General features: G+C 53.3%; 14 protein-coding genes. 1 reads left to right on the forward strand and 13 read right to left on the reverse strand.

What is annotated here, in order from left to right:
* Window positions 1-177: 177 nt before the first annotated feature.
* Complete coding sequence (locus NSS83_RS16720) at window positions 178-963, forward strand: alpha/beta hydrolase family protein (protein ID WP_341183649.1); 786 nt, start codon at window positions 178-180, stop codon at window positions 961-963.
* Window positions 964-1,232: 269 nt separating this feature from the next.
* Here NSS83_RS16720 and argH read toward each other — a convergent pair whose 3' ends face one another.
* The 13 genes from argH to NSS83_RS16785 form a co-directional block, all read right to left on the reverse strand.
* The gene (argH, locus tag NSS83_RS16725; RefSeq protein ID WP_341183648.1) at window positions 1,233-2,648 is read right to left on the reverse strand and encodes an argininosuccinate lyase; all 1,416 of its coding nucleotides are present in this window, start codon (window positions 2,646-2,648) and stop codon (window positions 1,233-1,235) included.
* Between the two features lie 88 nt (window positions 2,649-2,736).
* Window positions 2,737-3,972, reverse strand: a complete 1,236-nt coding sequence (locus NSS83_RS16730) for an argininosuccinate synthase (RefSeq protein WP_036694693.1) — start codon at window positions 3,970-3,972, stop codon at window positions 2,737-2,739.
* 308 nt (window positions 3,973-4,280) lie between these two features.
* Complete coding sequence (gene argF / locus NSS83_RS16735; protein WP_341183647.1) at window positions 4,281-5,249, reverse strand: ornithine carbamoyltransferase; 969 nt, start codon at window positions 5,247-5,249, stop codon at window positions 4,281-4,283.
* Window positions 5,249-6,532, reverse strand: coding sequence for an aspartate aminotransferase family protein (locus tag NSS83_RS16740; protein ID WP_341183646.1), 1,284 nt, complete (start codon window positions 6,530-6,532; stop codon window positions 5,249-5,251). Before NSS83_RS16740 ends, argF begins: the two co-directional genes overlap by 1 nt.
* Window positions 6,533-6,653: 121 nt before the next feature.
* Window positions 6,654-7,478: an acetylglutamate kinase gene (argB, locus tag NSS83_RS16745; protein ID WP_341183645.1), complete on the reverse strand. Its 825-nt coding sequence runs from the start codon at window positions 7,476-7,478 to the stop codon at window positions 6,654-6,656.
* 44 nt (window positions 7,479-7,522) lie between these two features.
* Window positions 7,523-8,755: a bifunctional ornithine acetyltransferase/N-acetylglutamate synthase gene (argJ, locus tag NSS83_RS16750; RefSeq protein ID WP_341348673.1), complete on the reverse strand. Its 1,233-nt coding sequence runs from the start codon at window positions 8,753-8,755 to the stop codon at window positions 7,523-7,525.
* 22 nt (window positions 8,756-8,777) lie between these two features.
* Window positions 8,778-9,827, reverse strand: coding sequence for an N-acetyl-gamma-glutamyl-phosphate reductase (gene argC, locus NSS83_RS16755; RefSeq protein ID WP_341185195.1), 1,050 nt, complete (start codon window positions 9,825-9,827; stop codon window positions 8,778-8,780).
* A gap of 156 nt (window positions 9,828-9,983) precedes the next feature.
* Window positions 9,984-10,868: a YitT family protein gene (locus NSS83_RS16760; RefSeq protein ID WP_036694686.1), complete on the reverse strand. Its 885-nt coding sequence runs from the start codon at window positions 10,866-10,868 to the stop codon at window positions 9,984-9,986.
* A gap of 73 nt (window positions 10,869-10,941) precedes the next feature.
* Window positions 10,942-12,019, reverse strand: a protein-coding gene (gene prfB, locus NSS83_RS16765) for a peptide chain release factor 2 (protein ID WP_341348739.1) whose coding sequence is annotated in 2 segments (ribosomal slippage) — window positions 10,942-11,982 and window positions 11,984-12,019 — 1,077 coding nt in all. Because the reading frame shifts where the segments join, the coding sequence is not laid out codon by codon here.
* Window positions 12,020-12,674: 655 nt separating this feature from the next.
* Entirely contained in the window at window positions 12,675-15,179 is a 2,505-nt protein-coding gene (gene secA / locus NSS83_RS16770; RefSeq protein WP_341348674.1) for a preprotein translocase subunit SecA, read from the reverse strand.
* A 308-nt stretch (window positions 15,180-15,487) separates the two neighbouring features.
* A complete protein-coding gene (gene raiA / locus NSS83_RS16775) occupies window positions 15,488-16,045 on the reverse strand; it encodes a ribosome-associated translation inhibitor RaiA (protein WP_341348675.1) in 558 nt (185 codons plus the stop codon).
* 230 nt (window positions 16,046-16,275) lie between these two features.
* The gene (locus NSS83_RS16780; RefSeq protein WP_341348676.1) at window positions 16,276-17,733 is read right to left on the reverse strand and encodes an S-layer homology domain-containing protein; all 1,458 of its coding nucleotides are present in this window, start codon (window positions 17,731-17,733) and stop codon (window positions 16,276-16,278) included.
* Between the two features lie 425 nt (window positions 17,734-18,158).
* Window positions 18,159-18,356, reverse strand: a complete 198-nt coding sequence (locus tag NSS83_RS16785; protein ID WP_036721237.1) for a cold shock domain-containing protein — start codon at window positions 18,354-18,356, stop codon at window positions 18,159-18,161.
* Window positions 18,357-18,588: the final 232 nt, after the last annotated feature.

The raw sequence follows: 18,588 nt of genomic DNA on the forward strand, positions 1-18,588 counted from the left end.
CTTATCTGTGTCTTCAGTCCTGTGTCCTTGCGTGTTTCTATGAATCTTTCTACCTACTTCCATTATATTCTTTCTCCTCCGGCAGCAGCAATGCTTGCGGACAATAAATCTGGAGAAATCTACAGTTTATATCAGGTAGGGGCTGTGCTATCATGTGGGCAGAAAGGGGATACGTAAATGGCTTTGATTGAATGTAAATTTTATTCGGAGGTGCTGGGGCTCAGTACTTCGATGACTGTCATTCTGCCGCAGCAGACCACTACGCAGATCGGAATGAGCAATGTCTCCAAAGGAACCTTACACCCCACCCTGTACCTGCTGCACGGCCTGTCTGACGATGATTCGATCTGGCTGCGCCGGACCTCGATTGAGCGTTATGTAGCGGAGCTGGGTATCGCTGTTGTTATGCCGCAGGTCCACCGCAGCTTCTATACGGATATGGAGGCGGGCGGCAAGTACTGGACCTTCATCAGTGAGGAGTTGCCAGCGCTGGCCCGTTCCTTCTTCCCTTTGTCAGCCAAGCGCGAGGATAACTTCGTGGCGGGATTGTCGATGGGCGGATACGGGGCGATGAAGCTGGGACTGCGCAAGCCGAAGGATTGGGCCGCTGCCGCAAGTTTGTCGGGAGCACTCGATATGGCACATAATTTCTTGGACTTTGAAGATCCATCGCAGAAAACCAAGGATTATTTGCAGATTTTTGGGGACAAGGACATTGCGGGCACTCCGGAAGATCTGCTCTGGCTGCTTGAGGAAGTGAACCGCTCCAAAGGGCCGAAGCCGCTGCTCTATCAGTGCTGTGGAACCGAGGATTTCCTCTATGAGGACAATCAGGTCTTCCGTAAGGCCTGCTCCAAGACCAAGCTGTCTCTGACCTATGAAGAGGGGCCGGGCGAGCATGAGTGGGGATACTGGGATGCCAAGATCCGCGATGTGCTGAAGTGGCTGCCGCTAAGCAAGTAGAATCATCCAGATTGTAAGCGGATACGGGTCATTTCCATAAGCTTCTATCTGGGGTGCGGAGAATATAAGATTACCTCTCGAAAAAAAGACTGTCCTACCGCATCTAACCGATGCTGAGTAGAGACAGTCTTTCGTTTAAAATATAAGAATTTATATGTTGCACACGATAACTTATACTTCTATTTCTCGCTGAAACGGTACCGTCCTTTAAAAGGACGGCAATGCCGTTTCCACTTATCCGCTAGTTTCGCCTTCAGGCTCCACCAGGCTTACTCCGCAGCATGTCCATGCTGCTTCACCCATTCACCCGCAGCAACCAGGTCCGCTTCGGCCCGCCCGATGGCAGCCTGTACCTGAACCGTGGCGGTACCGCCGTAGACATTACGGGCGTTCACCACGGCCTCCGGCTGGAGCACCGCATAGATCTGGTCGTCGAACAGCGGCGAGAACTGCTTGAATTCGTCCAGCGTCAGATCCAGCAGGAACTTGCCCTCGTTGATGCAATACAGGACGGTCTTGCCGATCACCTCATGCGCCTGACGGAACGGCAGGCCTTTGCCTACCAGGAAGTCGGCGATATCGGTCGCATTGGAAAAGTCCGTATTCACCGCTTCGCGCATCCGCGCCTTGTTCACCTTCATGGTGGAGATCATCGGTGCGAACAGCTGCAAGGCCCCTGTAAGGGTAGCAACTGTATCGAACATGCCTTCCTTGTCTTCCTGCATGTCCTTGTTATAGGCCAGCGGCAGCGACTTCAGCACGGTCAGGAGTCCGATCAGGTTGCCGTAGACACGGCCTGTTTTGCCGCGTACCAGCTCCGGCACATCCGGGTTCTTCTTCTGCGGCATGATGCTGCTGCCGGTACAGAAGGCATCGTCCAGCTCCACGAAGCTGAATTCGGTGCTGCTCCACAGTACCAGCTCTTCGCTGAGCCGGGACAGGTGAGTCATCACGAGCGATGCATTCGCCAGGAACTCCACGATGAAGTCGCGGTCACTGACCGCGTCGAGACTGTTCTCATAGACGCCATCGAAGCCAAGCTGTTCAGCCACGAAGTGGCGGTCGATCGGGAACGTCGTTCCCGCCAGCGCCCCAGCGCCCAGCGGCAGCACGTTAATCCGCTTGTAGCTGTCGGTCAGGCGCTCCGCATCGCGGCGGAACATCGACACGTAGGCCAGCAGATGATGCGCGAACAGAATCGGCTGTGCCCGCTGCAAGTGAGTATATCCTGGAACGATAGTCTCCAGGTTATCCTTGGCCTGCCCGATTAGCGCACCCTGCAGCTCATGCAGCAGCGCTACCAGCTCCACCACGCGGTTACGCAGGTAGAGGTGCATATCTGTAGCCACCTGATCGTTACGGCTGCGTCCGGTGTGCAGCTTGCCGCCGACCGGGCCGATCTCTTCGATCAGGTTCTTTTCAATATTCATGTGGATATCTTCATCAGCAACCGAGAACACAATCTCCCCCGCACGTACCTTGTCCAGTACCTTCGTGAGCCCGTTCTTGATCGTCTCGACATCCTCCTGCGGCAGAATTCCGCATTTGCCCAGCATCGTGACATGTGCCAGACTGCCCTGCACATCCTCTTCCGCCAGCACTTTATCAAATTCGATAGAAGCCGTATATTCCTCTACCAGCTTGTTCGTCCCTTTGGTAAAACGTCCGCCCCACAGCTTACTCACCAGTTGTTCCTCCTTGATAGACGTTAGAAGGGCCGCCCCTGTCCGGTTGGGAGGAACGGCCTTCTTGTGCCCGCTTTTATAGTCCTACTTATTTATTGGATTCCGCTACGCCTGCCGATACCTTCAGACGAAGGGCATTCAGACGGATGAAGCCGGTCGCATCGCCCTGGTCATAGGCCTGGGTAGGATCTGCCTCCATGGTGGCGATATCCGGGTTGTACAGGCTGACCGGACTCTTGACGCCGGCGCCGATGATGTTGCCCTTGTAGAGCTTCACGCGTACCGTACCGGTCACGTTCTTCTGGCTCTCCTTCACCAGGGCCTGCATCGCAATCCGCTCCGGTGCGAACCAGAAGCCGTTATATACCAGCGTACTGTAACGGGTGATCAGGCTGTCACGCAGGTTCATCACTTCACGGTCCATGGTGATCGATTCCATTTTGCGGTGAGCGGTGAACAGAATGGTTCCGCCCGGAGTCTCATACACACCACGGCTCTTCATGCCGACAAAACGGTTCTCGACCATATCCACGCGTCCAATCCCATGCTTGCCGCCCAGCTCATTTAGCTTCTCCATCACTTGCAGCGGGGATAACGCTTCGCCGTTCAGCGCTACGCAGTCACCCTTCAGGAAGTCCAGCTCCAGGTACTCGGCTTCATCCGGAGCATCCTCCGGAGCATTGGAGAGCAGGAACATTTCCTTGTTCTCCGGTGCGCTTGGATCGAACCACGGATCTTCCAGCACGCCGCTCTCATAGCTGATATGCAGCAGGTTGCGGTCCATCGAATACGGCTTGGCCGCAGAGGCTTGTACCGGAATACCGTTGGCTTCGGCGTAAGCGATCATCTCGGCACGGCCCGGGAACTGGTTGCGGAACTCTTCCAGGCGCCAAGGCGCGATTACCTTAATGCTCGGCGATAATGCCGCAGCGTTCAGCTCGAAGCGTACCTGGTCATTCCCTTTACCTGTAGCTCCATGGGCAATGGCTGTTGCGCCTTCGGCGATAGCGATATCGACCATGCGCTTGGCGATCAGCGGACGGGCAATGCTGGTGCCCAGCAGATATTGTCCCTCATAGAGTGCGCCCGACTGGAACATCGGGTAGATGAAGTCATTCGCGAACTCGTCGCGCAGATCATCGATGTAGACTTTGGATGCGCCGGTAGCGAGTGCTTTTTCCTCGAGACCGTCCAATTCTTCCTTTTGACCAATATCCGCTGTAAAAGCAATAATCTCCGCATCATACGTTTCTTTCAGCCACTTCAGAATGACTGAGGTATCCAGCCCGCCGGAATAGGCGAGTACAATTTTTTCTTTTGGCATGGGGTGTTTAGCTTCCTTTCGGTGTGGAGGGTGATAAGATCAACTTCGGCTTTAAAAACGGGTTTTGAACGTCACTACAGAGAATATTTGGACTTCCGGCCGCTGTTGTCTACAGATTTCTTGATTTGTACCGCTATTCGCGGATGAAATCGTAGACAAAGGCGGACGCTAACGCTCCTACAGTTCCAAAATTCCCTTCAGATCCTCCCCAACCCTCTTATTAAAGTTCCCGTTGATCTTATATATGTGTTGTGTATATAAAATTAAATACTTTACCCCAGCGCCTTGCTGGGGGTGGTGCGCTACATCTAGCCCATCAAAGCCGCCATAAGCGCCTTCTGCGCATGCAGGCGGTTCTCCGCCTGATCGAAGATCACGGAGTTCGGGCCGTCGATAACGCCGGTGCTGACCTCTTCCTCCCGGTGGGCCGGCAGGCAGTGTAAGAACAGATAATCGCTCTTCGCGCCTTTCACCAGCTCCTCGTTGACCTGATAGTCCTTGAACGCCGCTTCACGCGCCAGCTGCTCGGCCTCGAAGCCCATGCTCGCCCAGACATCCGTGTAGATGACATCTGCGTCCTGTACTGCCTCCTGCGGGCTGCGGGTCACAGTGATGACTGAGCCTGTCTCCTTGGCGATCTCACGCGCCTCAGCCACGACTGCCTCGTCCGGCTCGTAGCCTTCCGGTCCAGCGATAGAGACATGCACACCCAGCTTGGCGCCGCCGATCAGCAGAGAATGGGCCATATTATTGCCGTCGCCGATGTACGCCAGCTTCAGGCCTTTCAGCTTGCCCTTGTGCTCGTATACAGTCTGGTAGTCCGCCAGCACCTGGCAGGGATGCGCAAGATCGCTGAGGCCGTTGATTACGGGAACTGAGGCATAGCGCGCCAAATCTTCCACTTTATCATGGCCGAACGTACGGATCATGATACCGTCCAGATAACGCGACATGACCTGGGCCGTATCACCAACCGTCTCGCCGCGGCCCAGCTGGATATCATTTTTGCTCAGGAAAAGTGCATGTCCGCCCAGCTGATACATCCCCACTTCGAACGACACCCGGGTACGGGTAGAGGATTTCTCAAAAATAAGGCCGATCGTCTTCCCCAGCAACGGCTGGTAGACTTCACCGTTCTTCTGCTTGCGCTTCAGCTCAATCGCGAGGTCGATCAAATACGTGATCTCCTCCGGGCTGTAATCATTCAGCTCCAGCAAATCACGGCCTTTGAGCTGTGCGGCAATTGCATCTGTAGCGCTTGGTGTAACCTGACTCATCAATTTGCCTCCCCGCTTACTTTGTTAGCATAAGTATGAATTAGTTCCGATAGGATGTCCACCGCCTGATCAATCTCATCGGTGCTTACATATAGATTAGGCAGCAGCCGAATGACATTCGGTCCGGCCTGAACGAACAGCAGTCCGCGCTTCTGTCCGGCAAGCACGATCTCGGCCACCGGCTCCTCGCATTCGATGCCGATCAGCAGGCCTTTGCCGCGAATCTCCTTCACAAAAGAAGTATCCGCCAGCTTCGCTCTCAGCTGTCCGCTTAAGTAATCGCCCATCTCCGCCGCCCGCTCGGGCAGCTTATCTTCAAGCATGGTCTCAATGGTCGCTTCCATCACCGCTGCCGCCAGCGGGGTGCCGCCGAAGGTGCTGGCATGGCTGCCCGGGCTGAAAGCCTCGCGCAGATAGCCTTTGCCGAGCATCACACCGGCCGGGAAGCCGCTCGCTACCCCTTTGGCCAAGGTGAAGATATCCGGCTCAATGCCGTAATGCTGATGAGCAAACAGCTTGCCCGTACGGCCCATGCCGGTCTGCACTTCATCCACGATCAACAGCAGCCCGTGCTCCTTGCACAGCGCAACAACAGCATCCAGGAACTCCTGCTGTACCTCAAGCACACCGCCCTCGGCCAGCACCATCTCCAGCATGATCGCTGCCGTATGTTCAGTAATGGCGCCTTTCAACGCGTCCAGATCATGCAGCGGCACCGTCTTGAAGCCCGCCGGAAGCGGCAGGAAGCCTTCCTTGACCTTGGCCTGCCCAGTGGCTGTCAGTGTAGCCAGCGTGCGTCCATGGAAGGACTGCTCGAACGTAATAACCTCGTAACGGTCTGTACCCTGCACCTTCTGATGATACCGGCGCGCCAGCTTGATGGCCGCTTCATTCGCTTCCGCCCCGCTGTTGCAGAAGAAGACCTGATCCGCACAGCTATTCTCTGTCAGCAGCGCAGCTACCCGGTCCTGGCCCGGAATGTGGAACAGGTTCGAGACATGCCACAGCGTATCAATCTGCTCCTTCAGCTTCGCGCCGACCTTCTCCGGCGCATGGCCCAGACTCGTTACCGCAAGTCCGCACATGAAGTCCAGATACTTGTTACCCTGCTCATCCCATACCCAGCTGCCTTTGCCTTTGACCAGACTAATATCATATCTGCTGTATGACGGGAATACCGCACTCAGCTTGGCAGGAGCGGCCCCCTGTCCGTTCGTTCCTGCTGAACGCTCCTGCGGCGCCCCTGTCAAAGAATTCTTGTCCGTTTGCGTAAGCTCACTCATTCTTAGTCACTCTCCCACCATGCTGCTGCCGGCTACCCGTCAGCGCGTCTAATTTTCACTTGTCACTCTACCTGAAAATCCAACTCATTATTCTATCCATGCCCCGGTTTCTGCACATCTGTTATCTTACAATCCGCGTCCCCAGCGCCTCGCCCTTCAGCACCCGGCTGAGTACACGCGGCTCTTTGCCGTCTACAATAATAACCTCGGACACCTGACCCTGGATGCAGTCCATCGCGGCACGCACCTTGGGAATCATTCCGCCGTAGATTTCACCATTCTCAATCAGCGCTTCGATCTGCTCCACTGTTACGGAAGGAAGCACGACCTTCTCCCCGTCCACCGTCCGCATAATGCCCGGCACATCCGTAACCACGATCATGCTCGGTGACCCTATATAAGAAGCCACCGCCCCGGCGGCGGTATCTGCATTGATGTTGTACCGCTGGCCTTCGCCATCTACGCCCACTGGTGCAATAACCGGAATATAGCCCATCGCGAGGATACCCGTCACAATCTCCGCCTGGACTCCGCTTACCTCTCCCACCAGACCGACTTCCTGATGATTGGCCACCGGACGAGCCGTAATCAGGTTGCCGTCAACGCCCGACAACCCGAGTGCCTGCCCCCCGCTGGCCTGAATTCGGCGGACAATCGCCTTGTTGATGCTGCCGGACAGGGTCATCTCGACCACATCCAGCACCTCTTCCGTCGTTACCCGCAGGCCGTTCACGAACCGGCTCTCAATGCCGAGCTTCTCCAGATTGCCGGAGATCGCCGGGCCGCCGCCATGCACGATTACAGGCTGAGTCCCGCTGACCTGAAGCTCACGCAAATCCTCGAAGAACGAATCCGGCAGCGCCGCCAGCGTACTCCCCCCGCATTTCATTACGAACAGCCCGGCGGCCCCCGCCTGCGCCTGAGGCTCTATCGGTTCTACTGTCATCTCCCTGCCCCCTCTGTACCAGCTTCTACACGCCTCTGCACAGATTACGTGCGGTAAGCCGCGTTAATCCGCACATAATCATAAGTCAGGTCACAGCCCCAGGCTGTAGCCTGCCCGCTGCCGTCTGACAAGGTTACCGTGATCAGCACGGTATCGCTTTTTTGCAGATAATGCAGTGCCTGCTCCTCATCAAAAGCCACCGGACGCGAGCCGCGCAGCACCTCGATCTCACCCAGCTTAATATCCACCCGCTCCGGTGAAACCGGAACGCCTGCACGTCCTACAGCCGCAATAATCCGCCCCCAGTTGGCATCCGCGCCGAAGATCGCCGACTTCACCAGGCTTGAGCCGACCACGGTCTTGGCAATCGCCGCCGCAGCCTCATCATGCACCGCCCCGCTCACCTGCACCTCAATCAGCTTCGTGGCCCCTTCGCCGTCACGGGCAATCGCCTTCGCCAGACTCTGGCACACATGAGTGAACGCCGCTGCAAAAGCTTCCCAGTCCGCATGCAGACGCGTCAGCTTCTCATTGCCCGCAAGTCCGCTGGCCATCGTGACCAGCATATCGTTCGTACTGGTGTCACCATCCACTGTAATCATATTAAAAGTAGAATTAGTAGCTATACGCAGCAGGCTGAGCAGATCCTCGCCATCAATGAGCACATCAGTGGTCATGAAGCCCAGCATCGTCGCCATGTTCGGGTGAATCATCCCGGAACCCTTCGCCGCACCGGCAATAATAACCTCAGTACCGCCTACCGTTACTTTCACGCAGCTTTCTTTTTTGACCAGATCGGTGGTTAGAATCGCCTGGCTGAATTCCTCCGCACCGGCAGCGCCTGCGTCCATCTTCTCCGGCAGTCCGGCAATCCCGCTGCGCACACAATCCATCTTCAGCAGTTCCCCGATCACACCTGTGGAAGCGACAGCGACATCCGTCTCATTCACGCCCAAATAACGGGCAGCCGCCGCACGCATCTCATACGCATCCGCCTCGCCCTGGTCCCCTGTACAGGCATTGGCATTGCCGCTGTTCACGATCACCGCCTGCAGCGTCCCGTCCGCCAGACTCTCCCGCGTAACCTTCAGCGGAGCCGCCTGAAACACATTGGTCGTATACACCGCAGCCGCCGTAGCCGGCACCTCACAGAGAATCGCGGCAAGGTCATTGCGCTCTGTTTTTTTGAGACCGCAGTGCAGGCCGCCAGAGGTGAAGCCCTTAGGTGCAGTAATACTTCCGCCTTCTACGACGGTATATAGTGGTTGCTCACTCATGATATTGTTTGACCGCTTGCACTTATGGATACACTGGTGTGTAACCAAGCCCGCGGGTTTCCTCCCATCCCATCATCAAATTGAGGTTCTGAATCGCTTGCCCTGCGGCGCCCTTAACGATATTGTCGATAACCGACACAATGGTAACCCGTCCGGTACGCGCGTCTGTGGCGAAGCCGATATCACAGTAATTCGATCCGCTGACTTCCTTCGTTGCCGGAACCACTCCGGGTTCACGCACCCGTACATACGGCCTGCCTGCATAATAGTTACGGTATAATTCCACCAGTTCCTGTTCGCTATGTTCACCAATCATCCCGGCATACATCGTGCTCATAATCCCCCGGGTCATCGGCACCAGATGCGTAGTGAACGTTACCGTGACCTTTTCCCCCGCAATATCGGTCAGCACCTGCTCAATTTCCGGAATGTGCTGATGTTTGTTGATTTTGTAGGCTTTGAAGTTCTCATTGATCTCGGCAAAATGTACCATCAGGCTCGTTCCGCGCCCTGCCCCGGACACCCCGGATTTCGCATCAATAATGATACTATCCGGCTTGATCCAGCCTGCCGCAAGCGCCGGAATCAGCCCCAGCAGCGTAGCTGTCGGGTAACAGCCCGGGTTCGAGATGAAGTCCACTCCGGCCGCACGTTCGCCGTACACCTCACATAAACCGTATACCGCCTGCTTAAGATAAGCTTCCGGAGGAGCCGGGTGCTTATACCACTGCTCATACTCCGCGCCATCCTTCAGCCGGAAGTCCCCGGACAGATCGACAACCTTGAGTCCTGCCGCAAGCAGCCCCGGCACCAGCTTCGCACTCACTCCCGAAGGGGTAGCAGTGAATACAACATCCGCCCGGCTTGCAATCTCTGCTGCATCTACGCCATCCAGCTTACGCTGCACCACTCCCGTTAAATGCGGAAAACCCTCCTCAATCGGCGCACCCGCACTCGAAGAGGAAATCACTGAAGTAATCTCTATATCAGGGTGGCCCTGCAGCAGCCTGATCAGCTCCACGCCCCCATAACCTGTTGATCCGACAATTGCCGCTCTCAGCTTGCCTGTCACTGTCATCCCCGCTTCCCGTTTCTCATTTCTATCATTATCGCCTGACTTGAACCGTTCTGCAAATATGTATTATTATACGACCGAATTAATATAAATACAACATGTTACGTTAACTTTATTCAGGCAAAAAGAAAAGCGCAGAGCCCCTATGGGAGCCTACGCTTCTCTTTTAAACCCTTCGCCCAGCACTTCGTGAGCCTCTGTAATAATCACAAAAGCACCCGGGTCCACCGAGCGGACAATCGCCTTCAGCCTGGTAATTTCATTCTGGCCTACTACGACCATCAGCACCGTACGGTTGTCACCGGTATAGCCGCCTTGCGCATTCAGCTTGGTCAGCCCGCGGTCCAGATCATTCAGAATCGCCTGCGAGATATCCTCAGTCTGATCCGAGATGATATAAGCAACCTTCGTGGTGCTGAAGCCCACCTCCAGCGCGTTGATCACCCTGCCCGTGACGAACAGCCCGATCAGTGCATACATCGCCTGCTCCATCCCCAGCACAAAAGCCGCCAAGGTAATCACCGTACCATCCAGCAGCACGACAGACAGCGAGAAGCTGAAGCCGGTTAGCTTTTGAATAATCTGCGCCGCAATGGTCAGTCCGCCTGTAGAGCCGCGCCCCCGGAAGACGAGGCCCAGGCCGAGGCCCACACCAATTCCTCCATAGATAGAGGCCAGAAGCGGATTCGTGGTCGGCACAGGCCCGTCCTTCGTCAGGAAAATAAACAGCGGCAGCACAAAGCTGCCCAGCAGAGAGCGGATGCCGTACTGTTTACCGAGGAAGATCACGCCGAGAATGAAGAGCGGAATATTAAGCGCCCACTGGGTAAAAGCAGGCTCTGCCCCAAACCAAGCCTCAGCCAGTACCGACAGCCCCGACACCCCGCCGGAAGCAATCCGGTTCGGGAGGAAGAACAGGTTGAACGCCAGCCCTGTGATCAGCGAGCCGATTAGAATTAGCGCAATATCCACCGTATGACGCAGCGGCCCGTTCAGGGGGATAAGCGGAGGTTTGTTGCGTGAATTGATTTTTTGCATCGTTATAGCCTGCTCCTTTATATTCAGAAAAAAATCCCTACACCTCCGAAGACGCGTAGGAATGTGATTACTTTTATTCAGCTTCCGTCTTGATCTGGCTCCGCAGATACCCGTCAATGAACCCGTCCAGATCGCCGTCCATTACCGCTCCAACATTGCCTGTCTCTACAGAAGTGCGGTGATCCTTCACCATGCTGTAAGGATGGAATACGTAGGAACGAATCTGGCTGCCCCAGGCAATCTCGGATTGTTCCCCGCGGATCTCGTCCAGATGTGCCTGCTGCTCCTGAATTTTACGCTCATAGAGCTTGGAACGCAGCATCTTCATTGCCTGCTCCCGGTTCTTGATCTGTGAACGCTCATTCTGACAGGTGACCACCACGCCGGTTGGCATATGCGTAATCCGCACCGCTGAGTCGGTAGTATTGATGTGCTGACCGCCCGCGCCGCTGGCCCGGTACGTATCAATCTTCAGATCTTCCGTACGGATATCCACCTCGACGTCGTCAGCAATCTCCGGTACCACATCGCAGGATACGAAGGAGGTATGCCGTCTGCCAGAGGAGTCAAAAGGCGAAATGCGCACCAGCCGGTGAACGCCCTTCTCTGCCTTGAGGTACCCATATACATTGTGGCCCTTAATTAACAAAGTTACACTCTTGATTCCCGCTTCATCGCCCGGAAGATAATCGAGCACATCTACCTTGAAGCCCCGCTTCTCCGCCCAGCGTGTGTACATGCGCAGCAGCATCTGGCCCCAGTCCTGAGACTCGGTACCGCCTGCCCCCGGATGGAGCTCCAGAATGGCATTCAGCTTGTCATATGGCTGATTGAGCAGCAGCTGCAGCTCGAACTCATCCACTCTGGCACTTATACTGCGGATCGTCCCGGCGATCTCCCCGGCCAGTGCGTCGTCGCCTTCCTCATCGGCCAGCTCCGCCATCATGGCAGCATCGTCATAATCCTGCTGGAGCTTCTCAAATTGATCAACCACCGACTTCACGGCATTCATCTCGCCAATCACGCTCTGTGCCTGATCGGGATCATCCCAGAACCCGGGAGCCGCCATCTTCTCTTCGAAGTTCGCTATCATCTCCAGCTTCAGGTCTAAGTCAAAGTGACCCCCTAAGGTTGGTTAATTTCTTGCCCATTTCACGCAGGTCCTGCTTCACATTAGGATCGATCAATTGGATCACATCACCCTTCAAATTAAAATATTGCGCCGGTGCTGATTGGGCTGCGGAACATGTTGTTCAGCTTCGCCTGAACAGCCAGTGGTTCGGATGAACCCTATATTGAGGTGTACGCCGTAACTGCGGGAAATGTTTGGACTTCCGGCCGCTGTTGTGCCCAGATTCATTTGATTATACCGCATAGCGGATTCAATCCGGGCACAAAGGCGGACGCTACCGCTCCTACAGTTCCAAACTTCCCCTCCGTTACTTCCACCCTAATTTAGGAGAACAACCGATCCACTTCAAGTCCTGCTTCGCTTTCAACATGACATCCGAAGCCCAAAAAAGCAGCCGGGCCGCAAACGGGGGAGTCCCCGGGCCCAGCCGCTTTTTATTGTCATTATAACCTAAGTGCCAGTCAAGTAGAAACGGCTTTGCCGTCCTTTTAAAGGACGGCACCGTTTCAGCGAGAAATAGAAGGATAGTGTATAGAGTGAAACATATATATTCTTATATTTGAACAAAACCGTAAGTGCGGTACGGTGAAAGGTATTCGCAGCTTCCATGCCTGCTCATTATTTCACCAAGTACACAGAGACCGGAATTGAACTCTCAGACCCAGCCGTAGCTCTTAAGCCTGACCATGGCAGTTCTTATACTTCTTGCCGCTGCCGCATGGGCAAGGATCGTTACGGCCCACAGTGGATTCCACATGCACCGGACGCTTCTCAGCAGGCTCTGCGTTGGTGGAGATCTTATCTTCCTCCACTACCGATTGCCGCTCCTGATTCGTCTCGATGTGCGCCTTCATAATATAGGTCGCTACTTCCTCCTGAATGTTCGCAGTCATGGCGTTGAACATCTCGAAGCCCTCGAATTGATATTCGCGCAGCGGATCGGTACCGCCGTAAGCACGGAGGTGAATCCCCTGACGAAGCTGATCCATGGCGTCGATATGATCCATCCACTTGCTGTCTACGGAGCGAAGTACAATAACCTTCTCGAATTCACGTACCAGCTCAGAGCCCAGACGCTCTTCACGGGCAGCATATTTCTCAAGGACACGGGCGAAGATGAATTCGACCATTTCATCTACTTCTTTGCCCCACAGATCATCGCGGGTCAGCTCATTTTCTTCCAGAAGCTTGCTGTTCACATAATCTGCAACCTCTTGCAGCTCCCAGTTCTCCGGGATATCGTCACTACAGTGGGCATTCACGATGCGGTCAATGACCGGCTTGATCATTTCCACTACGATGTCTTTGATATTGTCCGACTCCAGAATCTCGCGGCGCTGCTTGTAGATAATCTCACGCTGCTGGTTCATAACGTCATCGTATTGTAATACGACTTTGCGAATGTCGAAGTTATTGCCTTCTACCCGCTTCTGGGCAGATTCAACAGCCTTGGTAATCATACGGCTCTCGATCGGCTGATCTTCCTCGAATCCCAGACGGTCCATCATGTTCAGCACGTTGTCCGCACCGAAGCGCTTCATCAGCTCATCCCCAAGGGACAGATAGAACTGCGTGGAGCCTGGGTCGCCCTGGCGACCAGCGCGTCCGCGAAGCTGGTTATCGATCCGGCGTGATTCATGGCGCTCTGTACCAATAATATGCAGACCGCCCACATCGGTTACGCCTTCGCCCAGTACGATATCCGTACCGCGTCCAGCCATGTTCGTGGCAATCGTTACGGTTCCCGGCTGACCGGCATAAGAGATAATTTCGGCTTCGGCCGCATGGTGCTTCGCATTCAGTACCTGATGTCTTACACCCTTGCGCTTCAGCATTTCCGATACGCGTTCAGAGTTCTCAATCGATACCGTACCTACCAGCACCGGCTGATTCTTCTTGTGACGTTCCACAATTTCAGCAACGACGGCGTTGAACTTGCCGTTCTCGCTTTTGTAGACCACATCAGGCATGTCAATTCGTTGATTCGGCTTATTCGTAGGAACCTGAAGAACCTCAAGACCATAGATCTTCTTGAACTCCTCTTCCTCCGTCTTCGCCGTACCTGTCATGCCGCCCAGCTTACGGTACATCCGGAAGTAGTTCTGGAAGGTGATCGTAGCCAGCGTCATGCTCTCATTCTGAACTTCGATCTCTTCCTTCGCTTCAATCGCCTGGTGCAGCCCGTCACTGTAACGGCGGCCCTGCATCAGACGGCCAGTGAACTCATCGACGATCATAACCTCATCTTCGTTAACTACATAGTCAACATCCCGGCGCATAATCGCGTTCGCCTTCAGCGCCTGTACGATGTGATGGTTCAAGGTAACATGGCTATGGTCATACAGATTCTCTATCCCAAAAGCCTTCTCCGCCGTAGCCACGCCCTTCTCGGTAAGCGCAACAGACTTCACCTTAATATCTACGGTGTAATCCTCTTCGGCAGTCAGCTTCTTCACGAAACGGTCTGCTGCATAATACAGCTCTGTCGATTTCTCAGCCTGGCCGGAGATGATCAGAGGAGTACGCGCTTCATCAATAAGGATGGAATCGACTTCGTCAATAATACAGAAGTAGAGCGGACGCTGTACCATCTGTTCCTTATAGAGCACCATGTTGTCGCGCAGATAGTCGAACCCGAATTCATTATTCGTTCCGTACGTAATATCGCAGGCATATGCCGCTTGTTTATCATTATGGTCCATGCCGTTGAGGTTGACCCCAACGCTCATGCCCAGAAAGTTATAGATTTGTCCCATTTGCGCACTGTCGCGCTGAGCCAGATAATCATTTACGGTGACGACATGCACGCCTTTACCCAGCAGCGCATTCAAATATACCGGCAGCGTTCCAACCAGTGTCTTGCCTTCCCCGGTCTTCATCTCGGAGATCCGGCCTTCATGAAGCGCCATACCCCCAACCAGCTGAACGTCAAAATGCCGCATGCCCAGCGTCCGTTTGGAAGCTTCGCGTACGGTAGCAAAGGCCTCGGGAAGAATCTCTTCCAGGCTCTCACCTTTCTCAATACGGGCGCGGAATTCCGCTGTCTTCGCCTGCAGCTCTTCATCCGTAAGCGATACGAAATCCGGCTCCAGACCATTAATTACTTCGACCGTCTTCATCAGACGTTTGACATCCCGTTCATTAGTGTCGCCAAATATTTTCTTAACAAGTCCTAGCATGGTTAACCCCTTTCATGCAACACAGATGGTGGAACCGAGCCCATCCTCATAGATTGAAAGGGCCATATATGATTTCGATTCCGCTGCTTCATAAATTGTAACAGTTTGTAAGAGAAGCCGCAATACAAGCTGCCCTAACCTTATTCTGTATAATCCTCTTAGAGGAGGACAGAAGATGGCATTTTAATGAAACTTCTATATATACGCACAAGAGCCCTATTCGCTTCAGGCGAATAGGGACTCGTCTAATTGTCCACGTTAGGCTGAACCGAAGCCCTTGCTTATTCCAACAATTCCCGGTCCGCGGGTTAGTTCTGCTCGATCAGACCGTACTTGCCGTCATCGCGTTTGTAAACTACGCTAACTTCGGAAGTCTCAATGTTGGAGAACACGAAGAACGTATGTCCAATCATGTTCATTTGCAGAATCGCTTCTTCCACATCCATAGGCTTCAAGGTGAACCGTTTGTTCCGCACAACCTCAAGATCATCATAATCCTGTTCCTGCTCTTCAACAGCTACGGCGCTGCCAGAACCTTCAACGAACAAGGTCTTCAGGCTGCCTTCCTGGCGGAACTTGCGATTAAGCTTAGTCTTGTGCTTGCGGATCTGACGTTCCAGCTTGTCCACTACGGCATCGATGGATGCATACATATCATCGCTGCGGTCTTCCGCACGAAGCGTCACACCAGCTAGAGGGATTGTCACTTCCACCGTATGAAGGCCGCGAACGACGCCAAGCGTCACATATCCTTCTGAGGTAGGGGGTGCTTCGAAATACTTCTCAAGTCTGCTGAGCTTCTTATCAACATAGTCTCTCAAAGCGTCGGTCACTTCAATTTGTTGACCTCGAATGCTGAATTTCATAAGGCACTCCTCCTTTGTTTACTTTTCCATTATAGCAAATTGTCAGGGCTAAGTAAAAAACAAATCATGACAGACTTTACATTCATCTAACAATCGATGTAACAGACCTGTCTTAACAACAAACGGCCCGGCTCGAGCATAAAGCCGCCCTCGCCGGACCGAATACCGATGCTGTATTATTTCACTCTAATGCCTGGTTTATGAATGATTGCATTCAACAAGATTACTGATTAGTTAGTGTGAATCCGCAGAAGCTCTACAGGTGACAAGGTGCCATTAGAATCTGTGATAAAGAAGACTTTATAGGCCGTATTGGCAGTGAGTCCAGTTAGGTTAATACTTTGCTTCACAACTGGATTACCTGTAAGAGTTCCAGCCCAAGGTGCTGGTATTGTAGCACCTGCACTGTTCTGTCCGTTAGCAATCTGCATAGCCGTTGGATCTGCATCTGTTGCCTTAACCACCACATATTTCAGAGGGGTTACCGGAGTCGGAGTACCTGCCTTCCCGTAAGCAGCGTATACTTCCGCAGATACTGTTGTTACGTTGGTGATTCCAACTTGAGAAACTGACCAGTTGCTGCCTGCTGCTGTTTTCAATTGAAGCGGAGTTACGCCGGACCAGTTACCAGAAGCGTCAGCCAGGGCAACGTATACGGTATAATCCATACCTGCAGTCAGACCATACACAGAGAAAGCGACAGGAGTGTTGCCGGTTGCAGCGATTTTGCCGGAATGAACGCCTGCTGTTGTAGCATTAATCAGTCCGTCTTTCACTTGTGCTGCAGTTGGTGCAGTTACGTTCACGCTGTATGGAGCAACTACATAATACACGGCTCCTGTAACAGAAGGCGTAACATATACATCAGCGGTAACAGAACCTACATGGCCGTAAGTCACGTTTCTTACAGACGGCAAGGTAACGCTACCGCCTCCGCCACCACCGCCGCCTCCGCCAGTGCCGCCACCACTACCGCCTCCAGGAGCTGGAGTAGCTGTTGGGCTGGTGCTTGGCACAGGTGTTGCAGAAGGAGCCGGTGTTGCTGTCGGTGCTGGTGTAGGCGTTACTCCGCCCGTACCCGGCTTATGCACCACCGAGTTGCTTATAATTCCGACCGCTTCGGCACGGGTAAGCGATTTCTTCGGACCGAAGGTTCCGTCAGGATAGCCGTTGATGATCTTCTTCTCAGCCGCTGAGGCTACGGCCACCTTGGCCCATGCCGCAATCTGGGCATTATCCTTGAACTTAAGCGGAGTAGAGCTTGTACTTAATTTAAGCAGCTTGGCAGCAATCACTGCTGCTTCTTGCCGGGTGAGCGGATTATTGGCCCGGAAGGTATTATTCTCATACCCGCCAATATAACCGGCCTTCACAGCTTTAGCCACTTCACTGTAGACCCAATTGGATTTCTTCACATCTGTGAAGTTAAGAGTAGCTGCTTCGGTGAACCCGAACAGACGATTAATCAGTGCCACATATTCACCACGGGTAATTGCCTTATTCGGCTTAACCGTTCCGTCAGGATAACCGCCCAGGTATCCTTTATCCAGCCAGCTCTGCAGTTGCTTCTGCGCCCAGTGTCCTTGAATATCCTTAGGTGCAGGCGCTGCGGACACACTTCCCAGTGATCCAAGCAGCATCGAAATACCAAGTACTCCGGCCGTAAGGCCACGCCACAATTTCTTCATTCTTTTGTTCATCCTCCTGTGAGTTTGATGGGCATAGGCTTCACTGCATGACTTCTTACCAAAAGATCTTTCGGAAGCATACGCCTAAGCAATAATGAGAGTGCAGACTAGGCAACAAAAAAAGCCCAACGGTTTCTATTACCCATAATTTGGAGGATGATAACATTTTTCTGTAACTAATTTTTACAAAGTGTCCAATTTCGGACTCTTTTCGACCAGCAAAGCAGGATATTTACAAGAAATATGTAAAATCCCCCCGCGATCTCAAAGACCCTCAACTCCATACACACCTTATTCCTAACAGACAGTAATCGTTATTTTAAGCCACAATAAAAAAGACCCGGGGAAGATTCCCTGGGTCTAACGCTAGCGTTGTCTCAATTGCTAACCATCTACCATATATGTAGGTCGGCTTCGCCGGATGATTATAATTTGATGACGTTAGCTGCTTGTGGTCCGCGTGCGCCTTCAACGATATCGAACTCTACGGATTGGCCTTCATCCAAAGTCTTGAAACCGTCAGTTTGAATCGCGGAAAAGTGTACGAATACGTCGCCACCATCGGAAGTTTCGATAAAACCATAACCTTTTTCTGCGTTAAACCATTTAACTTTACCTTCCATTGACTAAACATTCCCTTCGTCATCAGATGAACGTGAGTCTTGCTCACAATTCGACTATACCACCGCAGCTTCTCTATTGTCAATTGGAATAGTAAATGATTACTTTCAATAATTTACCAGGGTGCAATCGGCATCAGAAATGGATAGAATTCGGTAATATAAGTTACAAAAAAAGGAGCAGACGCTTGTAAATACCCGCCTGCTCCCCGACTGAAACAGGGAAATTTATTAT

Origin of the sequence: Paenibacillus sp. FSL H3-0469 (genome assembly GCF_038051945.1) — a bacterium.
Lineage (GTDB): Bacteria > Bacillota > Bacilli > Paenibacillales > Paenibacillaceae > Paenibacillus_AQ.